Origin of the sequence: Pseudomonas sp. P42 (assembly GCF_017973755.1) — a bacterium.
In the GTDB taxonomy this organism is placed as follows: Bacteria; Pseudomonadota; Gammaproteobacteria; order Pseudomonadales; family Pseudomonadaceae; genus Aquipseudomonas; species Aquipseudomonas iridis.
Map to the genome: position 1 here is coordinate 228,578 of NZ_JACOPU010000004.1, position 16,257 is coordinate 244,834.

Here is a 16,257-nt window from a genome sequence, read left to right on the forward strand (position 1 = left end):
GACGCTGTTATCGCCTCAGCCGATTCAAACCTGCGAATTATCGATTTGAGCCGTTGCCGACGGGCGCTGAGTATGGCGCCACTACCGACAACAACAAGAAGGATTCACCATGACTGCCCGCTTCCAGAACCCAGTTGATACCCGTTTCGGCTGGGGCAGCCTGCAAGAACTTGACGCCCTCACCGAACAACAGACCGTCGCCCTCGTCACCTTCCCCGAAGCGCGTGGACTGGGGCTGGTCGATCGTCTGCAAGAGTTACTCGGTGATCGTCTGGTCTACGTCTTCGAAGACGTGCAGCCCAACCCGGATGTCGCGCACCTGCGCAGCACTTACGAAGATTTTTGGCAGCGTGCCGACACGTGCGACGTAGTGCTGGCGGTTGGCGGCGGCAGTGCGATCGACACGGCCAAGGCGTTGATTGTCGGTACCGCCTCGGGGCGTTTTGATGAATTACTAACGCTGCTGGCGACCGGCAAACCATTCACCCCGCCGCGCTGCAAACAGTTGATCGCCGCGCCAACCACGGCCGGCACTGGCAGTGAAGTCACGCCGTGGGCGACGATTTGGGACAGCGCCAGCCAGAAAAAATATTCGTTGCACCTGGAATGCACCTGGCCGCGCGTGGCAATCATCGACCCGCAACTGATGCTCACCGTGCCGGCCGGCGTCACCGTTTCCACCGGGCTCGACGCACTGTCGCATGCGCTGGAATCAATCTGGAATGTCAACGCCAACCCGGTGTCCGACACCTTCGCAATCTCGGCCATTGAAGACATTCTCGAATGCCTGCCGCGCCTGCATAAGGACTTGTCCAGCCAGGAGCTGCGCACGCGCATGGCGCTGGCGGCGCTCAAGGCTGGCCTGGCGTTTTCCAACACCAAAACCGCGCTGGCGCACTCAATCTCCTACGAAATGACCCTGCGCCACGGCCTGCCCCACGGCATCGCCTGCTCCTTCACTCTGCCGCTGGTGCTGGGTTTGGCCTGGGGCCATGACGCTACCCGCGACCGCACCTTGCAACGCATCTTCGGCGAAGACCTGGCCAAAGCCCAACAGCAGTTGCGCGAGTTCCTGCACAGCCTCGGCGTGAAGACCGAGTTCGCCGATTATGGCGTCTCGGCCAAGGACGCCGAAGACATCATCCATCTCGCGATGCAGGGCGCGCGCGGCAAGAACTTCATCGGTTCACAGGCCGCCTGACGCGTCGCAATTGCTAAATAACCCAAGCACAGCCAGCAGCCAAAAGCTGCGGTGATTTCCTGTCGCACCAAAAAAGAGTGCACCCGCTGCCGACATTCGGCGGGAACCCACAACAATAAGGAAAAGATCATGAATCGTGCCCAAGCCCTGCCTGGTCTCGCCGTACGTTCTGCCTCGTTCCGGGTCGCCCAATGGCGCATGTTGCTGGCGGCGATGTTCTGCTACCTGTTTTTCTACACCGGTCGACAAACCTTCGGTTTCGCTATCCCGGGTATCCAGGCCGAATTCGGCTTGACCAAGGAAACCCTCGGCTGGGCATCCGCCGCGATGCTCTGGGCCTATGCCATCGGCCAGGCAATCAACGGCAACCTCGCCGACAAATTCGGTGGTCGGCGCATCATGACACTCGGCGCAGTGCTGTCGTGCGGGGCGAATTGGGTGACCAGTTTTGCCGGTGGACTCACCAGCCTGATCCTGCCGTGGGGCGTTAACGGTTACTTTCAGGCGCTCGGCTGGGCGCCGGGAAGCCGTCTGCTTTCCAATTGGTGGGCGGCCGGCGAGCGCGGCAAGGTTTATGGCTTCTACACCTTCGCCGCGGGTTGCGCGTCGATTCTGTCGTACGTCACCTCCATCGTCATTCTGGAAGTGTTGCAACTGGAATGGCGCTGGATCTTCCGTTTGCCGGTGTTGTTGATGCTGGCCGGCGGGATCATTTTCTATCTGGTCGCTCGCGAACGGCCTCAGGATCTCGGCTTCGAGCCGCTGACTGATACTGGCGTCGCCAACACCGACGACAAACATCAGGAAGCGGCCCACGGCGAGGTCGAGTCCTCGGCGCAGCGCTACAAGGCTGTACTGAAGAATCCACGCTTGCTGATCGCCGCGCTGGCATTGGGTTTCCAGAACGCCGCGCGCTACGGATTGATCGTCTGGGTGCCGGTGCACTTTCTCGGCGCCAACTGGAAAAGCGGCGACAGCATGGTCGATCCGAAGTGGATCACCGTCGCCCTCCCCGTCGGCATGGCGGTCGGCGCCCTGAGCAACGGCTGGGTGTCGGACAAGCTGTTCGGCTCCAGGCGCTATCTGGCGATCATGCTTTATATGGTCCTCGGCGCTGCGACCAGTCTGTGGATGTGGAGCCTGCCGCCGCACAGTCTGGTCGGTCTGGTGGCGTTGTTCCTTTGCGGCTTCTTCGTCTACGGCCCGGCGTCGAGTTTCTGGGCACTGTGTCCTGACCTGGTCGGCGCCAAGCGTGCGGGCACGGCGACCGGGGTGATGAACTTCTCGTCCTATCTGTTCGCCGGACTGGCCGAACCGCTGATCGGCCGTTTGCTTGACTCCACGGCAAATACGTCTCTTATCTTCATCGTGGTCACCAGCGCCTGCCTTTGCAGCGCGGCGGTGGCAATGTTCATCCGACGCTGACGGGGCCTGCATGTACCAGTACCACAAGTGGTTGCGTTCATTTCATGCCGTGGCCAAGACCGGCAGTTTCACCCTCGCCGCCGAGTTTCTGTGCATCGGTCAGCCGACCGTCAGCGAGCAGGTCAACGCGCTGGAGAAAACCTTCTCGGTGGAACTGTTCCATCGTCGCGGGCGCTACATCGAGATGAGCGCGGCCGGGCACAAGCTGTACGCAATTACCCAGGGCCTATTTGGTCAGGAGGATGAGGCGGTGCAACTGCTGCAGAGCTTCAAGCAACGCAAATCCGGCATGCTGCGCCTCGGCGCCGTGTCGCCGCCGATCGCGATGAACCTGACTTACGAACTGATGCAGCGCCACCCTGATATCGAACTGGAGACCTCGTTCTCCTCGGAAAAGGAAACCCTGGCGCGACTGTTCAATTTTGATATCGATGTGGCGATTCTGGCGCTGTCGGAATTCGATCAGCGCTTCCACACGCGGCTGTATCACCGCTATCCGATCATTGCCGTGGTGCGTGACGACCATCCCTGGGCCAGCCAGGAGCAGGTTCACGTCAGCCAGATCAGCCATGAGAAATGGGTGCTGCGCGAGCAGAGTTCACGCACCCGGCAACTGGTGGAAGAGAGCTGCACGCGGCTTAACGTCAGACTCGATTGCGTAATGCAGTTGAACAGCCGCGAGGCGATCGTCCATGCGATCGCCAAAGGCATCGGCATCGGCCTGGTGTCCGCCGTCGAGTATGCGCACACCCCGGGCACCAAGCCGATCACCTTTGTCGACCATCCGTTCTTCATCGAATACCACTTGTGCTGCCTCGGCATCCGCAGGAACCGACCGGTGATCGCGGAGCTGTTCGACTCGAATTCACCGATGCTCTGATTCAACACTTATTCCAACCGGCCTACCTCTATATCGAGGGACGGCACACGCTCACCTGAAAACGGAGATTGATCATGCAGTACAAGCAACCTACTTACGTGCAAGCCGCGATCCTCGACTGGGCCGGCACCGTTGTTGATTTCGGCTCGTTCGCGCCGACGCAGATTTTCGTCGAAGCCTTCGCCGAATTCGGTGTCGCCGTGTCGCTGGAAGAGGCTCGTGGCCCGATGGGCATGGGCAAATGGGACCATATCCGCACTTTGTGCAACCTTGATCAGATTGGCGAACGCTACCGCGCCGCGTTTGGTCGCTTGCCGAGCGATGACGACGTGACGGCGATCTACGAGCGCTTCATGCCGCTGCAGATCGAGAAAATCGCCCTCCACTCTGCGTTGATCCCCGGCGCGCTTGAAGCCATTGCGGCGTTGCGTGACAAGGGTTTGAAGATCGGCTCATGCTCAGGTTATCCGGCGGTGGTCATGGCCAGGGTCATCGAGCTGGCACGGAAAAACGGTTATGTCGCTGACCACGTCGTCGCTACCGATGAAGTGCCCAATGGTCGCCCTTATCCGGCACAGGCACTGGCTAACGTGATAGCGCTGGGCATCAATGACGTGGCTGCGTGCGTGAAGGTTGACGACACCTGGCCGGGAATTCTCGAGGGTCGCAGTGCGGGGATGTGGACGGTGGCGCTGACCTGCTCCGGTAACGCGCTGGGCCTGACCTACGAGCAATACAAGGCGCTGCCATCGGACAGACTCGCCGAGGAGCGCGCGCGCATCAGCACGATGTTTGCCCCTTCGCGCCCGCATTACCTGATCGACACCATTGCACAATTACCCGAGGTGATCGACGACATCAACGCGCGGCTGGCCCGAGGCGAAACCCCTCAAGGCTGCTAAACCAATCCCCGTAGGAGCTGCAGCAGGCAGCCCCTACAGGGTTGTATCTGTTGAATTTCGGGCAAAAAAAAGCTGCCAGAAATGGCAGCAAAAACTTTAAGAACACGCGATGTGTTGAGCTCAGTATGGGTATCGAATAATGACAGTGTCATGACAAACAACAATTCACTGAACGGCCCCTGACCCGTCATCAGGATGTCATCAAGATAACGGCAGAATCCTCGCAAACCGTCTTGAGCCTCGCGACGGATGCTTTGCAAGGACTGCCATGAAAGACGACGCCTCGCTGTTTGCCGCCATCGACCTGGGTTCGAATGCGTTTCGCTTGATGATCGGCCAGTCGGTTCGCAGTCGCAAAGGCCTGATGATTCAGGAAGTGAAAACCTTGCGCGAACCGGTGCGTCTGGCCGAGGGGCTCGACGGTGGTGCGCTTGACACCCTCGCCCTTGATCGAGGCTGGCAGGCATTGGCGCGATTCGGCAAGAAACTGCGCGGATTCGAGCCGGGCCGCGTGCGGGCAGTGGCAACCAGTGCAGTGCGTGAGGCCGATAACGCACAGCTGTTTCTGGCCAGTGCGGAGCGGCATCTGGGCTTTCGCATCGACGTCATCTCAGGGCATGAAGAAGCGCGATTGGTGTACGCAGGCGTGGCCCACGCGTTACCGGGCGTCGAAGACATGCGCCTGGTGGTCGACATCGGTGGCGGTTCTACCGAATTGATCCTCGGCCAGGGCTCACAACCGCTGCTCACCGAAAGCATTGCCATCGGCAGCGGAACATTGAGTGCCCGATTCTTTCGCGGCGGCGAGATCTCCCCCGGTGCGCTGCAAGAAGCCGAACGCGTCGCCATCCTCCAGTTTGAAACAGTCGCTCGACGCTACCGGGCTCAGGGTTGGCAGCAGACCATCGGCTCCTCGGGCACCGCACGGATGCTCGCCAAAGTGCTCAAGGCCAACCGATTGAACGACTTCGGCGAGGACGGCATCACCTACGCGGGGCTGTTGCGCCTGTCGCTGCTTCTGCTGGAGGTGACTAACGTCCGGCAGCTCAGGCTCCAGGGCCTGCAACCACACCGCCAAAGCATCCTGCCCGGCGGCCTGGTGCTGATGCTCGCCGCGTTCAAGGCGTTCGGCATCTCACAGATGGTGCCATCTGAACCGGGATTGCGCCTGGGTGTGCTGCACGGATTGATGAGCAAGCACTGACCTTGCGACAATTTGCCTGCATTCCTTCAGCGGGATCTGCGTGGGTTGAAAATGTGTGAACACCGCTGATCCCTGTGGGAGCTGGCTTGCCAGCGATATGTTGCGCACATGTGGCATTGATGCAAACTGACCCACCGCCATCGCTGGCAGCCAACTCCCACAGGGATCAGCGGTGGTGTCCGGGCCTTTTTGTATCCCCTCACGCCTACAGTTTTTTCTGTCCAGCGTTCAAATCCGCATAACCCTCCTCCCTCATAACGCCCGACCCCTCCGGCAAATTCAGTTCTATAGTTAGATCAAAATCGTTGAACTTTTCAGCCCACCGAATGGTTGCGGGAGATCCCTTCACGGCCTATGTTGCAGGCGAGCTTTTCCCCGCGAATGGAACGCGATCAATCACCAACAAGAGGTGAAGAATGTCAAAGGAATCCCGCCCTGCCGTACTCGGGCTGATAGGAAATACGCCGCTGGTGCAAGTGACCCGCTTCGATACCGGCCCGTGCACACTCTTTCTCAAACTCGAATCCCAAAACCCTGGCGGCTCGATCAAGGACCGAATCGGTCTGGCGATGATCGACGCCGCCGAACGTGACGGTCGCCTCACCCCCGGTGGCACCATCGTCGAGGCGACTGCGGGCAATACTGGCCTGGGCCTGGCACTGGTCGGGCGCGCCAAAGGTTATCGCGTGGTGCTGGTGGTCCCGGACAAAATGTCCACGGAAAAAGTCCTGCACTTGAAGGCCATGGGCGCCGAGGTGCACATCACCCGCTCCGACGTCGGCAAGGGTCATCCCGAGTATTACCAGGACGTCGCCGCGCGGTTGGCGAAAGACATCCCGGGCGCATTTTTTGCCGATCAGTTCAACAACCCGGCCAACCCACTGGCCCATGAATGCAGTACCGCGCCGGAAATCTGGGCGCAAACCGAACATGATCTGGATGCAATTGTGGTCGGCGTCGGCTCGGCCGGCACCCTGACCGGGCTGACCCGTTTTTTCAAACGGGTGCAACCGGATCTGGAAATGGTTCTGGCCGACCCGGTTGGCTCGGTGATGGCGCAATACAGCCGCGACGGCTCGCTGCCAACCCCCGGTTCATGGGCGGTTGAAGGCATTGGCGAGGACTTTATTCCGTCGATCACCGACCTCTCCAGCGTACGCCACGCCTATTCGATCAGCGATGAAGAAAGCTTCGACCATGCCCGTCAGTTGCTGCGTGCCGAGGGCATTCTCGGTGGGTCATCGACCGGCACCCTGCTCGCTGCCGCGTTGCGTTATTGCCGCGAACAGACCGAGCCCAAACGCGTGGTGAGTTTCGTCTGCGACACCGGCACGCGCTATTTGTCGAAGGTCTACAACGACCAGTGGATGACCGATCAGGGTCTGTTGCAGCGCAAAGGCTATGGCGACCTGCGGGACTTGATCGCCCGACGTTTTGAAGACGGTCGGGTCATCAGCGTCGGCCCCGATGACACGCTGCTGACCGCCTTCCAGCGCATGCGCCTGGCGGATGTCTCGCAGTTGCCCGTGCTGGTGGAAGGCAAACAACTGGTCGGGGTGATCGACGAATCGGACATTTTGCTGGGTGTGCATGAGGACGCCGCACGCTTCAGCCAATCGGTCTCCAGCGTGATGACCGACAAACTGCAAACCCTCGCGCCCGACGCCCCCCTCGCTGAGCTGGAATCGGTGCTCAGCCGTGGCCTCGTCGCCATCATCGCCGACGCATCGGGCTTCCATGGCCTGATCACCCGCGTCGACATGCTCAACCAATTACGGAGATCCCTCGCATGAGTCAGCAGGACAACAATTCCCAAGGTTTCGCGACCCGGGTAATCCATGCCGGGCAAGAGCCCGACCCGACCACCGGCGCGTTGATGCCGCCGATTTACGCCAACTCCACTTATCTGCAAGACAGCCCCGGCGTGCACAAGGGTTTCGACTACGGGCGCTCGCACAACCCGACGCGTTTTGCCCTTGAGCGCTGCGTGGCGGATCTGGAGGGGGGCACCCGCGGGTTTGCGTTCGCCTCCGGCCTGGCGACGATTTCCACCGTTCTCGAGTTGATCGACGCCGGCTCTCACGTGATTTCCGGCAACGACTTGTACGGCGGCACCTTTCGCTTGTTCGACAAGGTGCGCCAACGCAGCGCCGGGCACCGCTTCAGCTACGTCGACCTGACCGACCTGTCGGCATTCGAAGCGTCGTTACAGGACGACACGCGCATGGTCATGGTCGAGACACCGACCAATCCGCTGCTGAGCCTGTCGGACCTGGCCGCCATCGCCCGCATCTGCCGCGCACGCGGGATCATCAGCGTGGCCGACAACACCTTTGCCAGCCCCTACATCCAGCGCCCGCTGGAGCTGGGTTTCGACATCGTGCTCCACTCGACCACCAAATATCTGAACGGTCACTCCGACGTGATCGGCGGAATCGCCGTGGTCGGGCAGAACGCCGAACTGGCCGAGCGTCTGGGCTTTTTGCAAAACGCGGTGGGTGCGATATCCGGGCCGTTCGATGCGTTTCTTACCTTGCGTGGGGTGAAAACCCTGGCGCTGCGCATGGAGCGTCATTGCAGCAACGCGCAGGATCTGGCGCAGTGGCTGGAACAGCAACCGCAGGTCAAACGCGTCTACTACCCCGGCCTTGAATCGCACCCGCAGCATGAATTGGCCAAACGGCAGATGCGCGGTTTCGGCGGGATGATTTCCGTGGACCTGAACAGTGATCTGGCCGGCGCACGGCGCTTTCTGGAGAACGTGAAAATCTTCGCCCTCGCGGAAAGTCTCGGCGGCGTTGAAAGCCTGATCGAGCACCCGGCGATCATGACGCACGCCACCATTCCACCCGAAACCCGCGCGAAACTGGGGATTGGCGATGGCTTGGTGCGCCTGTCGGTGGGCGTCGAAGACGTCGAAGACCTGCGCGCCGATCTGGCGTATGCCCTGACGAAAATCTAGCGCTGCAAGAACGACAAAGCCCGCACGAAGCGGGCTTTGGTGTTCGAGTAGGCGGCCAGTGCTGGTCTCTGGCTTACAAGGTTTATCAGGCTTCTCACAGTACCGGGCCAAATTGAAAAAGGTAGTGCCTCGGCTGCTTCACACGGCATAAGGGCTGGATCTCAGCGCGGAGATCTTTCTAACCGTGCACCCTTCGGAACGCGCCCCACGTCCCCTTGCTATCCGTTTGCGCATCAGTCTGCGTCTTCACCTACATCTTTGAGACTAGCAAAGGCTTACGGAGGCGGCGCAGGATTTTTAGACTGATTTGAGCTTTGCGCAGAACGTGCAGGAAGGGAAACGCCTAACCCCTGTATATCCCCGCTGCGCACTAGCACATTTGTGCTAATCGACCGCTCCGCCCCCCGGCGCTATATTCCTCGCACCCCCCGATGCTTCTCAATACTGCCACTTGGCGGTGTGCAGGATCATTGCGCGTGGAAATCAGAACAACACCAAGGAAGAAACACCATGAAACTGCATGCACACCTCAGCAAGTTCGGCGTTGTTGCCGTTGCCACACTTGTCCTCAGCGGCTGCGCCACCCCGAAACAATGGGAAGCCACCGGCGGCAGCAAAAACGATGGCGTCGTCCAGGTCTCCTATGAACTGGGCCAGTTCGAAAGCGGCCAGACCAGCGCCGAACAGGGTCTGACTGTCGCCTCGCAACGCTGCAAGACCTGGGGCTACAAAAACGCCGAGGTCACCGGCTCGGAGAAAAATATCTGCCGCACCATGGGTCAATACAACTGCCTGCAAACCACTATCACTCAGGATTATCTCTGCAAGCGCTGAGTCAAGCCTGCTCGAGCGACTCCGGTTGCCGGTCGCGCAGTGCCCGCAAGGTCGCGCGCAGCTCGGCCGGGCGCACGGGTTTGGACAGGATGGCAATTTGGCGGTCTTGCAGGGCCGCCTGTATTTTTTCGATGTCATGCCCGGTGATGATCATCGCCGGCACCGCCCAGCCGCGCTGACGTCGAATATCGTCGATGCACTCAATACCCGAGGCATGGGTTCCGAGATCGTAATCGGCAACAATGATGTCGCAATCGCTGATCACATCCCGCCCCGTCAGTTCGGCCTGTACTTCACAGCCCCAGCGCTCCAGCAATGCTGACGTTGCCAGCAGCACGTTGCGATCGTCCTCCACCAGACACACTTTCAATCCGGTCAACAGGCCGACCTGGCGCGCTTCATCGCGGTTGATCGGTAACGGCGCGGCAACCGCCATTGGCAAACCGCACAATGTGACAGCAGTGCCGCGACCGGGTCGCGAACGCAACACGACCTCGACACCCATCAACTGGCCCAGTCGCTTGACGATCGACAGCCCCAACCCCACGCCTTCGACGTCTTTGTCGCGCACTTGCCGCACCCGATAGAACTCCTCGAACACCTTTGGCAAATGCTCCTCGGCGATACCATTGCCGCGGTCATAAATCACGATGGCCAGCCCTGCCCCGCGCCGACGCACGCCGATCAGGACCGGCCGATGCGCGCCATATTTGAAGCAATTGGAAAGCACGTTCTGCACCATGGTCGCCAGCAATACCGGATCGGTGCGCACCCAGTATTTACAGGGGCGCAAGCGCAGGTCCACGCCAGCCCAGCGCGCAGCTTCGGCGTTCTGGTGAATCAGTTCAGTCAGCCATTCGTGCAAGTTGATGGTTTGCAGCTTCGGCAACACCCGTCCGTTATCAAGGGTGTACAGATCGAGAATGGACCGAAACAGCTGCGACACGTTGAGCAGCGAACGGTCGATGTTGTCCACCAGCCGACGCTCCTCGTCACCCAGCCGCGACTCGCGCAGACACGCGGTAAACAGCCCGATGGAGTGAATCGGCTGGCGCAGGTCATGGCTGGCCTGAGCGAGGAATCGCGACTTCTCCAGATTGGCCGCGACCGCTTCTTCCGACGCCTTGCGCGTGCGCTCCAGCAACAGATGGGCGTAAAACGGGATCACCGTGCTGGTGATCATCAGCATCAACACCATGAACGGTTGCGCCTGCCACACCGGGGTCAGGCGATAGACACACAGCAGCGCCAGCAACGCCAGGGCCGTGGCAATCGCCAGATAGCGCGAGCCATAACGCATGCCGTTGCCGAGGTTGACCCAAATGATGACCGCATACAGCGGCAACGCCGCCTCGCCTCCCACCACCAGACCAAAGCAGGTGCCGGTGTAATCGTGGACCATGGCGAAAATCCGCCGTGTAGGGTAATGCCCCGGCCAGCGCACAATTGCCTGGCGTAACCCGATCGAGGCCAGCAGAAACACGATGATGTAGGTGATCACCGGTAGATACGTATCGAAGCGCTCGCCCGGCAAAAAACCCAATATGAGCATGTAAACCACGGCAATACTGGCAATGATGATGCGCAGATTGGCCTGGTCGAGTTCGGTATTTTTCTCGAACTTCATGGTAAACGTCCTTGTGCAGCAATCGTCAGATTCGGAAGCAGCCTACAGGCAACGATCGCGCCCGGTGCTAAGGTGCAAGCCTTGAGCAATGCCTGACCCAGGGAGGGACATGCCATGACATGCCGAATTATCATAGCCGACGATCATCCGCTGTTTCGTGAGGCGATGCTGCGCACGGTTCAGCGACTGCTGCCCGAAGCCATCATCGACGAAGCCGGCGATATGGACGCGGTGCGGGCGCTGCTGGCACTGGGTGAAGAGCCGGACACACTGATACTGGATCTGCGCTTTCCCGGACTGACCGGCGTCAGCCAGCTCGCCGAACTGCGCCAGCGCTTGCCGCGCAGCACGCTGATTGTGGTGTCGATGGTCGATGATGAAGCGTTGATCAATGACGTCATGGCCGTCGGCATTGACGGCTTTATCGGCAAGAACATTGCCCCGGCCGAAATCGGTCAGGCGATTCTGGCGATTCGTGAAGGCGAGGTGCTGGTGAAGTTTGCGCCGTCAGGGCTGTTGCCGCTGGAGACCGGCACCCCGCTCACACCCCGTCAGCAAGACGTCCTGCGCTTGATCGCCCAGGGCAAGACCAACAAGGAAATCGCTCGCGAACTGGATATTTCACCGTTCACGGTGCGCATTCATGTGTCTTCTTTACTACGCACGCTCAACGTGCCCTCACGGGCGGCCGCTGCGGTGAAATATGCAGGAACTCTATAGGCGCTGCCGCCACGCTGCGATTTTTTGAGCTTGTCTTTAAAAACCAACATCAAAAGATCGCAGCCTTCGGTAGCGCCTACAGGTGACGGTGTGGGGTTATGGATCGACCTGCGCCATCAACTCCGGCACCGACTCCGGCCGTTTCGCATAGCGCTGCGCCAACACCGCGCACACCATCAATTGAATCTGATGGAACAGCATCAGCGGCAGGATCAGCACGCCAATGGTGCTGCCGGCAAACAATACCTGAGCCATCGGCACGCCGGTGGCCAGGCTCTTTTTTGAGCCGCAGAACAGAATGGTGATGCGGTCTTCCTGACTGAAACCGAAGGCCTTGCCCAGCAACGTCGCCGCCACTAGCACCAGTGCCAGCAAAATGCAGCAGACCACTACCAGCCCAAGCAACTCGATCAGCGGGATCTGATGCCAGATGCCTTCGTTGACTGCCTCGCTGAACGCGCCGTAAACCACCAGCAGAATCGAACCCTGATCGACAAACTTCAGCCAGTCCTTGTTGCGCCCTATCCACGCGCCGATCCAGCGACGGGCAATCTGACCCACGATGAATGGCAGTAGCAACTGCATGCTGATTTTCAGAATCGCATCGAGGGTCGAACCGCCGTCGCCATGAACGTCGAGCAGCAGCGTCACCAGCAAAGGCGTGAGGAAAATCCCGAACAGGCTGGATGCCGCCGCACTGCAAATCGCCGCAGGAATGTTGCCTCGCGCCAGCGAGGTGAAGGCAATCGCCGATTGCACCGTTGCGGGTAACGCGCACAGGTAAAGCATGCCCATGTACAACGTGTCGCCGATCAGCGGCGACAGCAGCGGTTTCAAGGCAAACCCCAGCAGCGGGAACACCACGAAGGTCAGACCGAACACCAACAAATGCAGGCGCCAGTGACCCGCACCGGCGATGATCGATTCACGGGAGAGTTTGGCGCCGTGGAGGAAAAACAGCAGCGCGATGGCGATGTTGGTCAGCCAGCCGAAACCGACAGCGACCTGACCGCTAACAGGTAGAAAACTCGCCAGTAGCACGACGCCGATCAGCGTCAGGGTGAAGTTGTCGGGCAGGAATCTTGGGCGCGTCATGGTGTGTTCATCCGGGGGTTGCCAGTGCGTGCCGACGACTCTAACGTGAGCGGCAATTACCGACTAACGCCGAAGAGCCTGCAGATGCCGCCTAAAGGACATATCAAAAGTATTCGGCGCAGCATTCCCGGGCTGCCCAGCCTGCCGCGTCCGCTGTACGGACGCACTGAATCCCTGCCTAATCGCGCACTGACCCGCCGCCACAGCCATCCGTGGGTGCAATTGTCGTACGCCATTCAAGGGGTGCTTGAGGTCCAGACCAGTGCCGGACGCTTCGTTGCGCCGCCTGAGCGTGCTGTATGGATTCCGGCCGGCGTGCCGCATCGGGTATTCAGTTCGCCACACACCGAAATGCGCAGTCTGTATATCGATTGCAGCGTTGCCGGTTGGGCTGTTGAGCACTGTCATGTGCTCGGTGTCAGCGACTTGCTGCGTGAACTGATCCGCGCATTCAGCCAGGTTCCCGTCGAATACGATCAATCCGGCCCACACGGACGGCTGGCCCAGGTGATCCTCGATCAACTCGCCGAAGCGCCACAAATCGACCTGATGTTGCCGCTACCGCAAGACGCGCGTTTACGGCAGATCTACCAGAGCCTGGAGCAACATCCCGAACAGCAGACCACGCTAAGCCATTGGAGCGAGAAGTTCGGTGTCACCGAAAAAACCCTCACGCGCCTGTTCCTGCGCGACACCGGCCTGACCTTCCGCGCCTGGCGCCAACGCTTGCGCTTGCTCGGAGCGCTGACGCCACTGGGAAAAGGCGAACGCGTCACCGACGTCGCGTTGGCCTGCGGCTACGACTCGACGTCAGCGTTTATTGCAGCGTTCCGCCAGCAGTTTGGGGAGACGCCGGGGGAGTTTTTTCGCTGATCCGCGATCATCCACGGGATCAACACTTCGTTAAAACCGAACTCTAAACCAGAAATAAACGATTTTTCTTTCGCCCAAACACGTCGCTAGCATGGCCTCGTCTGACCCTGATACAACCAGAAAAAGGGAGCGTGACATGCCAGAAACGAACATCAATATCGGCGAACCGTGGATGTGGGGCGCCTTCATCGTCTTCGTACTTGCGATGTTGGCCCTGGACCTTTTTGTGTTCGGCGGGCGCAAGGCACATCGGGTTTCAGTGCGGGAAGCCTTGGCTTGGGTCATTGCCTGGTGCTTGCTGGCGCTGAGCTTCGCCGGGCTGCTGTGGTGGTATCTGAACGGCGAATTCGGCGGCGAAATCGCCCGACAGAAAACCCTGGAATTCCTCACCGGTTATCTGATCGAGCAGTCGCTGTCGATCGACAACATGTTCATCTTCGTGATGATCTTCACCTACTTCGCCGTGCCGCCGGAGTTGCAGCGTCGGGTGCTGCTGTACGGCGTACTCGGGGCGATCGTGATGCGCGCGGTGATGATTTTTGCCGGGGTGTGGCTGGTATCGCAGTTCGAGTGGCTGCTGTACGTGTTCGGGGTGTTCCTGATCATCACCGGTATCAAGATGCTGATCTTTGCCGATCAGCAACCGGATCTGGAGAAAAACCCTTTATTGCGCTGGGTGCGCGGGCATATGCGGATTACCAGCGGCTTTCATGGCGAACGGTTTTTTGTCCTGCAAAACGGCGTGCGCTGGGCCACGCCGATGTTTCTGGTGCTGGTACTGATCGAGGCCAGCGACTTGATGTTCGCGGTCGACAGCATCCCGGCGATCTTCGCCGTCACCACTGACCCGTTCATCGTCTTCACCTCGAACATCTTCGCGATCATGGGCCTGCGGGCGCTGTACTTTCTGCTGGCGGACATGGCCGACCGCTTCCACCTGCTCAAGTACGGTTTGGCGATCGTGCTGGTGTTTATCGGCGGCAAGATGACATTGATGCCGTGGTTCCACATGCCGGTGGAATGGTCGTTGGCGGTAGTGGGTGGGGTGATTTTCGGGTCGGTGCTGCTGAGCCTGATCACGACGAAGGGCAAAGCGCCGGAAAACCAGTCACCCTGAAACCCCGTGGGAGCGAGCCTGCTCGCGAAGGCGTCGTGTCATCCAACGATTATGTTGGCTGATCCACCGCATTCGCGAGCAGGCTCGCTCCCACAGGATTGTGTACTGTCAATTACCGGATTTGATGCTGGTCCAGACCCGGGTGCGTACACGCTCGACTTTTTGCGGTAACGGCTGAACGACGTAAAGGGTTTTCAGCGCCTCGGGGGTCGGCGTCAGGTTCGGGTTGCCAGTGATGTCCTTGTTGATCAACACCATCGAATCCTTGTTCGCATTCGGGTAACCGAGGAAATCACTGATCGGCGCGATGACCTTCGGGTCAAGCAGGTTGTTGAGAAACTCATGAGCCTCGGCGACGTTCTTCGCGCTCTTCGGAATCGCGAACGTATCGAACCAGATCGGCGCGCCTTCCTTCGGCAAGCGCCAGTCGACCACGACACCATTGCCCGACTCTTTCGCGCGATTGCCGAACTGATAGAAGCTGCCGGAGTAACCGATGGCTACGCAGATGTCGCCGTTGGCGATGTCGGTCATGTATTTGGCGGAGTGGAAGTAAGTTACGTAGGGGCGAACCTTGAGCATGAGCTCTTTGGCTTTTTCGTAGTCGGCGGGGTTTTGGCTGTTCGGGTCGAGGCCCAGATAATGCAAGGCCAGCGGCAGAATTTCCGTCGGCGAATCAAGCATCGCCACACCGCAGGATTTCAGCTTTTCCATGTTCTCGGGCTTGAACACCAGATCCCAGCTGTCCACCGGCGCATTCTCGCCCAGCGCCGCCTTGACCTTGGCCGGGTTGAAGCCGATCAGCACCGTACCGACCATGTAGGGAACGCCGTACTGGTTGCCGGGATCGTTCTTGCCCAGCAGCTTCAACAACTCCGGATCCTGGTGCTTCCAGTTGGGCAACTTCGACTTGTCGAGTTTCTGAAACACACCAGCCTTGATCTGGGTCTCGAGAAACTGGTTCGACGGCACCACGAGGTCGTAACCGGAGTTACCGGTCAGCAGTTTGGCTTCCAGGGATTCGTTAGTGTCGAAGGTGTCCCAGGTCACTTTGATGCCGCTTTGCGCTGCGAAATCCTTGGGCACCGCCGGCAGGATGTAATCCGCCCAGTTATACACCCGCAGTTCGCGCTGCTCGGCCTGGACCGCGCTGGCCAGCAGCGTCAGTCCACAGACGGTGGCACCCAGAATACGTTTCATCGTGACCATGGTTGTTTTCCCAAAATGCGACGTGAGTTCGATGGTTTTTATGTTCTGTACACGGCAGTGGCTAAAGATAGCCAAGGGTAAAAAGGTCTGGCGTTTCGTTGTGGCTTTGATTCTTGCTGACCGCGTAGATGGATCACAGTGGGCGATGGGCCAAAAGGGGATCGATATGGCCAATTTGAATGACCACTGTTATGCGCAAACAAAAGTA

Annotated in this window: 14 protein-coding genes; 11 read left to right on the plus strand and 3 right to left on the minus strand. The window is 59.5% G+C overall.

Annotated features, from left to right (window positions below; translation table 11 throughout):
- Window positions 1-109: 109 nt before the first annotated feature.
- The 8 genes from psrA to yecR all read left to right on the plus strand — a co-directional run bounded on the left by psrA (window position 110) and on the right by yecR (window position 9,408).
- Entirely contained in the window at window positions 110-1,201 is a 1,092-nt protein-coding gene (gene psrA / locus H8B20_RS14185; RefSeq protein WP_210623552.1) for an iron-containing alcohol dehydrogenase PsrA, read from the plus strand.
- A 129-nt stretch (window positions 1,202-1,330) separates the two neighbouring features.
- Window positions 1,331-2,626 (plus strand): MFS transporter, encoded by a 1,296-nt coding sequence (locus H8B20_RS14190; RefSeq protein ID WP_210623554.1) that lies wholly within the window; start codon window positions 1,331-1,333, stop codon window positions 2,624-2,626.
- Between the two features lie 10 nt (window positions 2,627-2,636).
- A complete protein-coding gene (locus H8B20_RS14195; RefSeq protein WP_210623556.1) occupies window positions 2,637-3,506 on the plus strand; it encodes a LysR substrate-binding domain-containing protein in 870 nt (289 codons plus the stop codon).
- A gap of 74 nt (window positions 3,507-3,580) precedes the next feature.
- Complete coding sequence (gene phnX / locus H8B20_RS14200) at window positions 3,581-4,408, plus strand: phosphonoacetaldehyde hydrolase (RefSeq protein ID WP_210623557.1); 828 nt, start codon at window positions 3,581-3,583, stop codon at window positions 4,406-4,408.
- A gap of 268 nt (window positions 4,409-4,676) precedes the next feature.
- Window positions 4,677-5,612 (plus strand): Ppx/GppA family phosphatase, encoded by a 936-nt coding sequence (locus H8B20_RS14205; protein ID WP_042559529.1) that lies wholly within the window; start codon window positions 4,677-4,679, stop codon window positions 5,610-5,612.
- Between the two features lie 416 nt (window positions 5,613-6,028).
- Window positions 6,029-7,405, plus strand: coding sequence for a pyridoxal-phosphate dependent enzyme (locus H8B20_RS14210; protein ID WP_115147322.1), 1,377 nt, complete (start codon window positions 6,029-6,031; stop codon window positions 7,403-7,405).
- Window positions 7,402-8,574, plus strand: coding sequence for a cystathionine gamma-synthase (locus H8B20_RS14215; RefSeq protein WP_047301695.1), 1,173 nt, complete (start codon window positions 7,402-7,404; stop codon window positions 8,572-8,574). The genes H8B20_RS14210 and H8B20_RS14215 overlap by 4 nt, the downstream gene beginning before the upstream one ends.
- Window positions 8,575-9,084: 510 nt before the next feature.
- Window positions 9,085-9,408, plus strand: coding sequence for a YecR family lipoprotein (gene yecR / locus H8B20_RS14220; protein WP_200616617.1), 324 nt, complete (start codon window positions 9,085-9,087; stop codon window positions 9,406-9,408).
- Window position 9,409: 1 nt separating this feature from the next.
- On the opposite strand, the gene H8B20_RS14225 is transcribed toward yecR, so the two are convergent.
- Window positions 9,410-11,035, minus strand: coding sequence for an ATP-binding response regulator (locus H8B20_RS14225; protein WP_210623559.1), 1,626 nt, complete (start codon window positions 11,033-11,035; stop codon window positions 9,410-9,412).
- A 114-nt stretch (window positions 11,036-11,149) separates the two neighbouring features.
- On the opposite strand from H8B20_RS14225, the gene H8B20_RS14230 reads away from it, so the two are divergent.
- Window positions 11,150-11,755, plus strand: a complete 606-nt coding sequence (locus H8B20_RS14230) for a LuxR C-terminal-related transcriptional regulator (RefSeq protein ID WP_210623561.1) — start codon at window positions 11,150-11,152, stop codon at window positions 11,753-11,755.
- Window positions 11,756-11,851: 96 nt separating this feature from the next.
- Here H8B20_RS14230 and H8B20_RS14235 read toward each other — a convergent pair whose 3' ends face one another.
- Window positions 11,852-12,850 (minus strand): bile acid:sodium symporter family protein, encoded by a 999-nt coding sequence (locus tag H8B20_RS14235; RefSeq protein WP_210623562.1) that lies wholly within the window; start codon window positions 12,848-12,850, stop codon window positions 11,852-11,854.
- 84 nt (window positions 12,851-12,934) lie between these two features.
- Here H8B20_RS14235 and H8B20_RS14240 point away from each other — a divergent pair, with 84 nt between their 5' ends.
- Window positions 12,935-13,723, plus strand: a complete 789-nt coding sequence (locus tag H8B20_RS14240) for an AraC family transcriptional regulator (protein ID WP_210623563.1) — start codon at window positions 12,935-12,937, stop codon at window positions 13,721-13,723.
- A 136-nt stretch (window positions 13,724-13,859) separates the two neighbouring features.
- On the plus strand, window positions 13,860-14,840 hold the full coding sequence (locus H8B20_RS14245; RefSeq protein ID WP_210623565.1) for a TerC family protein: 981 nt from the start codon (window positions 13,860-13,862) through the stop codon (window positions 14,838-14,840).
- A gap of 108 nt (window positions 14,841-14,948) precedes the next feature.
- On the opposite strand, the gene H8B20_RS14250 is transcribed toward H8B20_RS14245, so the two are convergent.
- Window positions 14,949-16,049 carry a polyamine ABC transporter substrate-binding protein gene (locus H8B20_RS14250; RefSeq protein WP_210623567.1) on the minus strand — a complete coding sequence of 367 codons (1,101 nt, stop codon included), beginning with the start codon at window positions 16,047-16,049 and terminating at the stop codon, window positions 14,949-14,951.
- Between the last annotated feature and the right edge of the window lie 208 nt (window positions 16,050-16,257).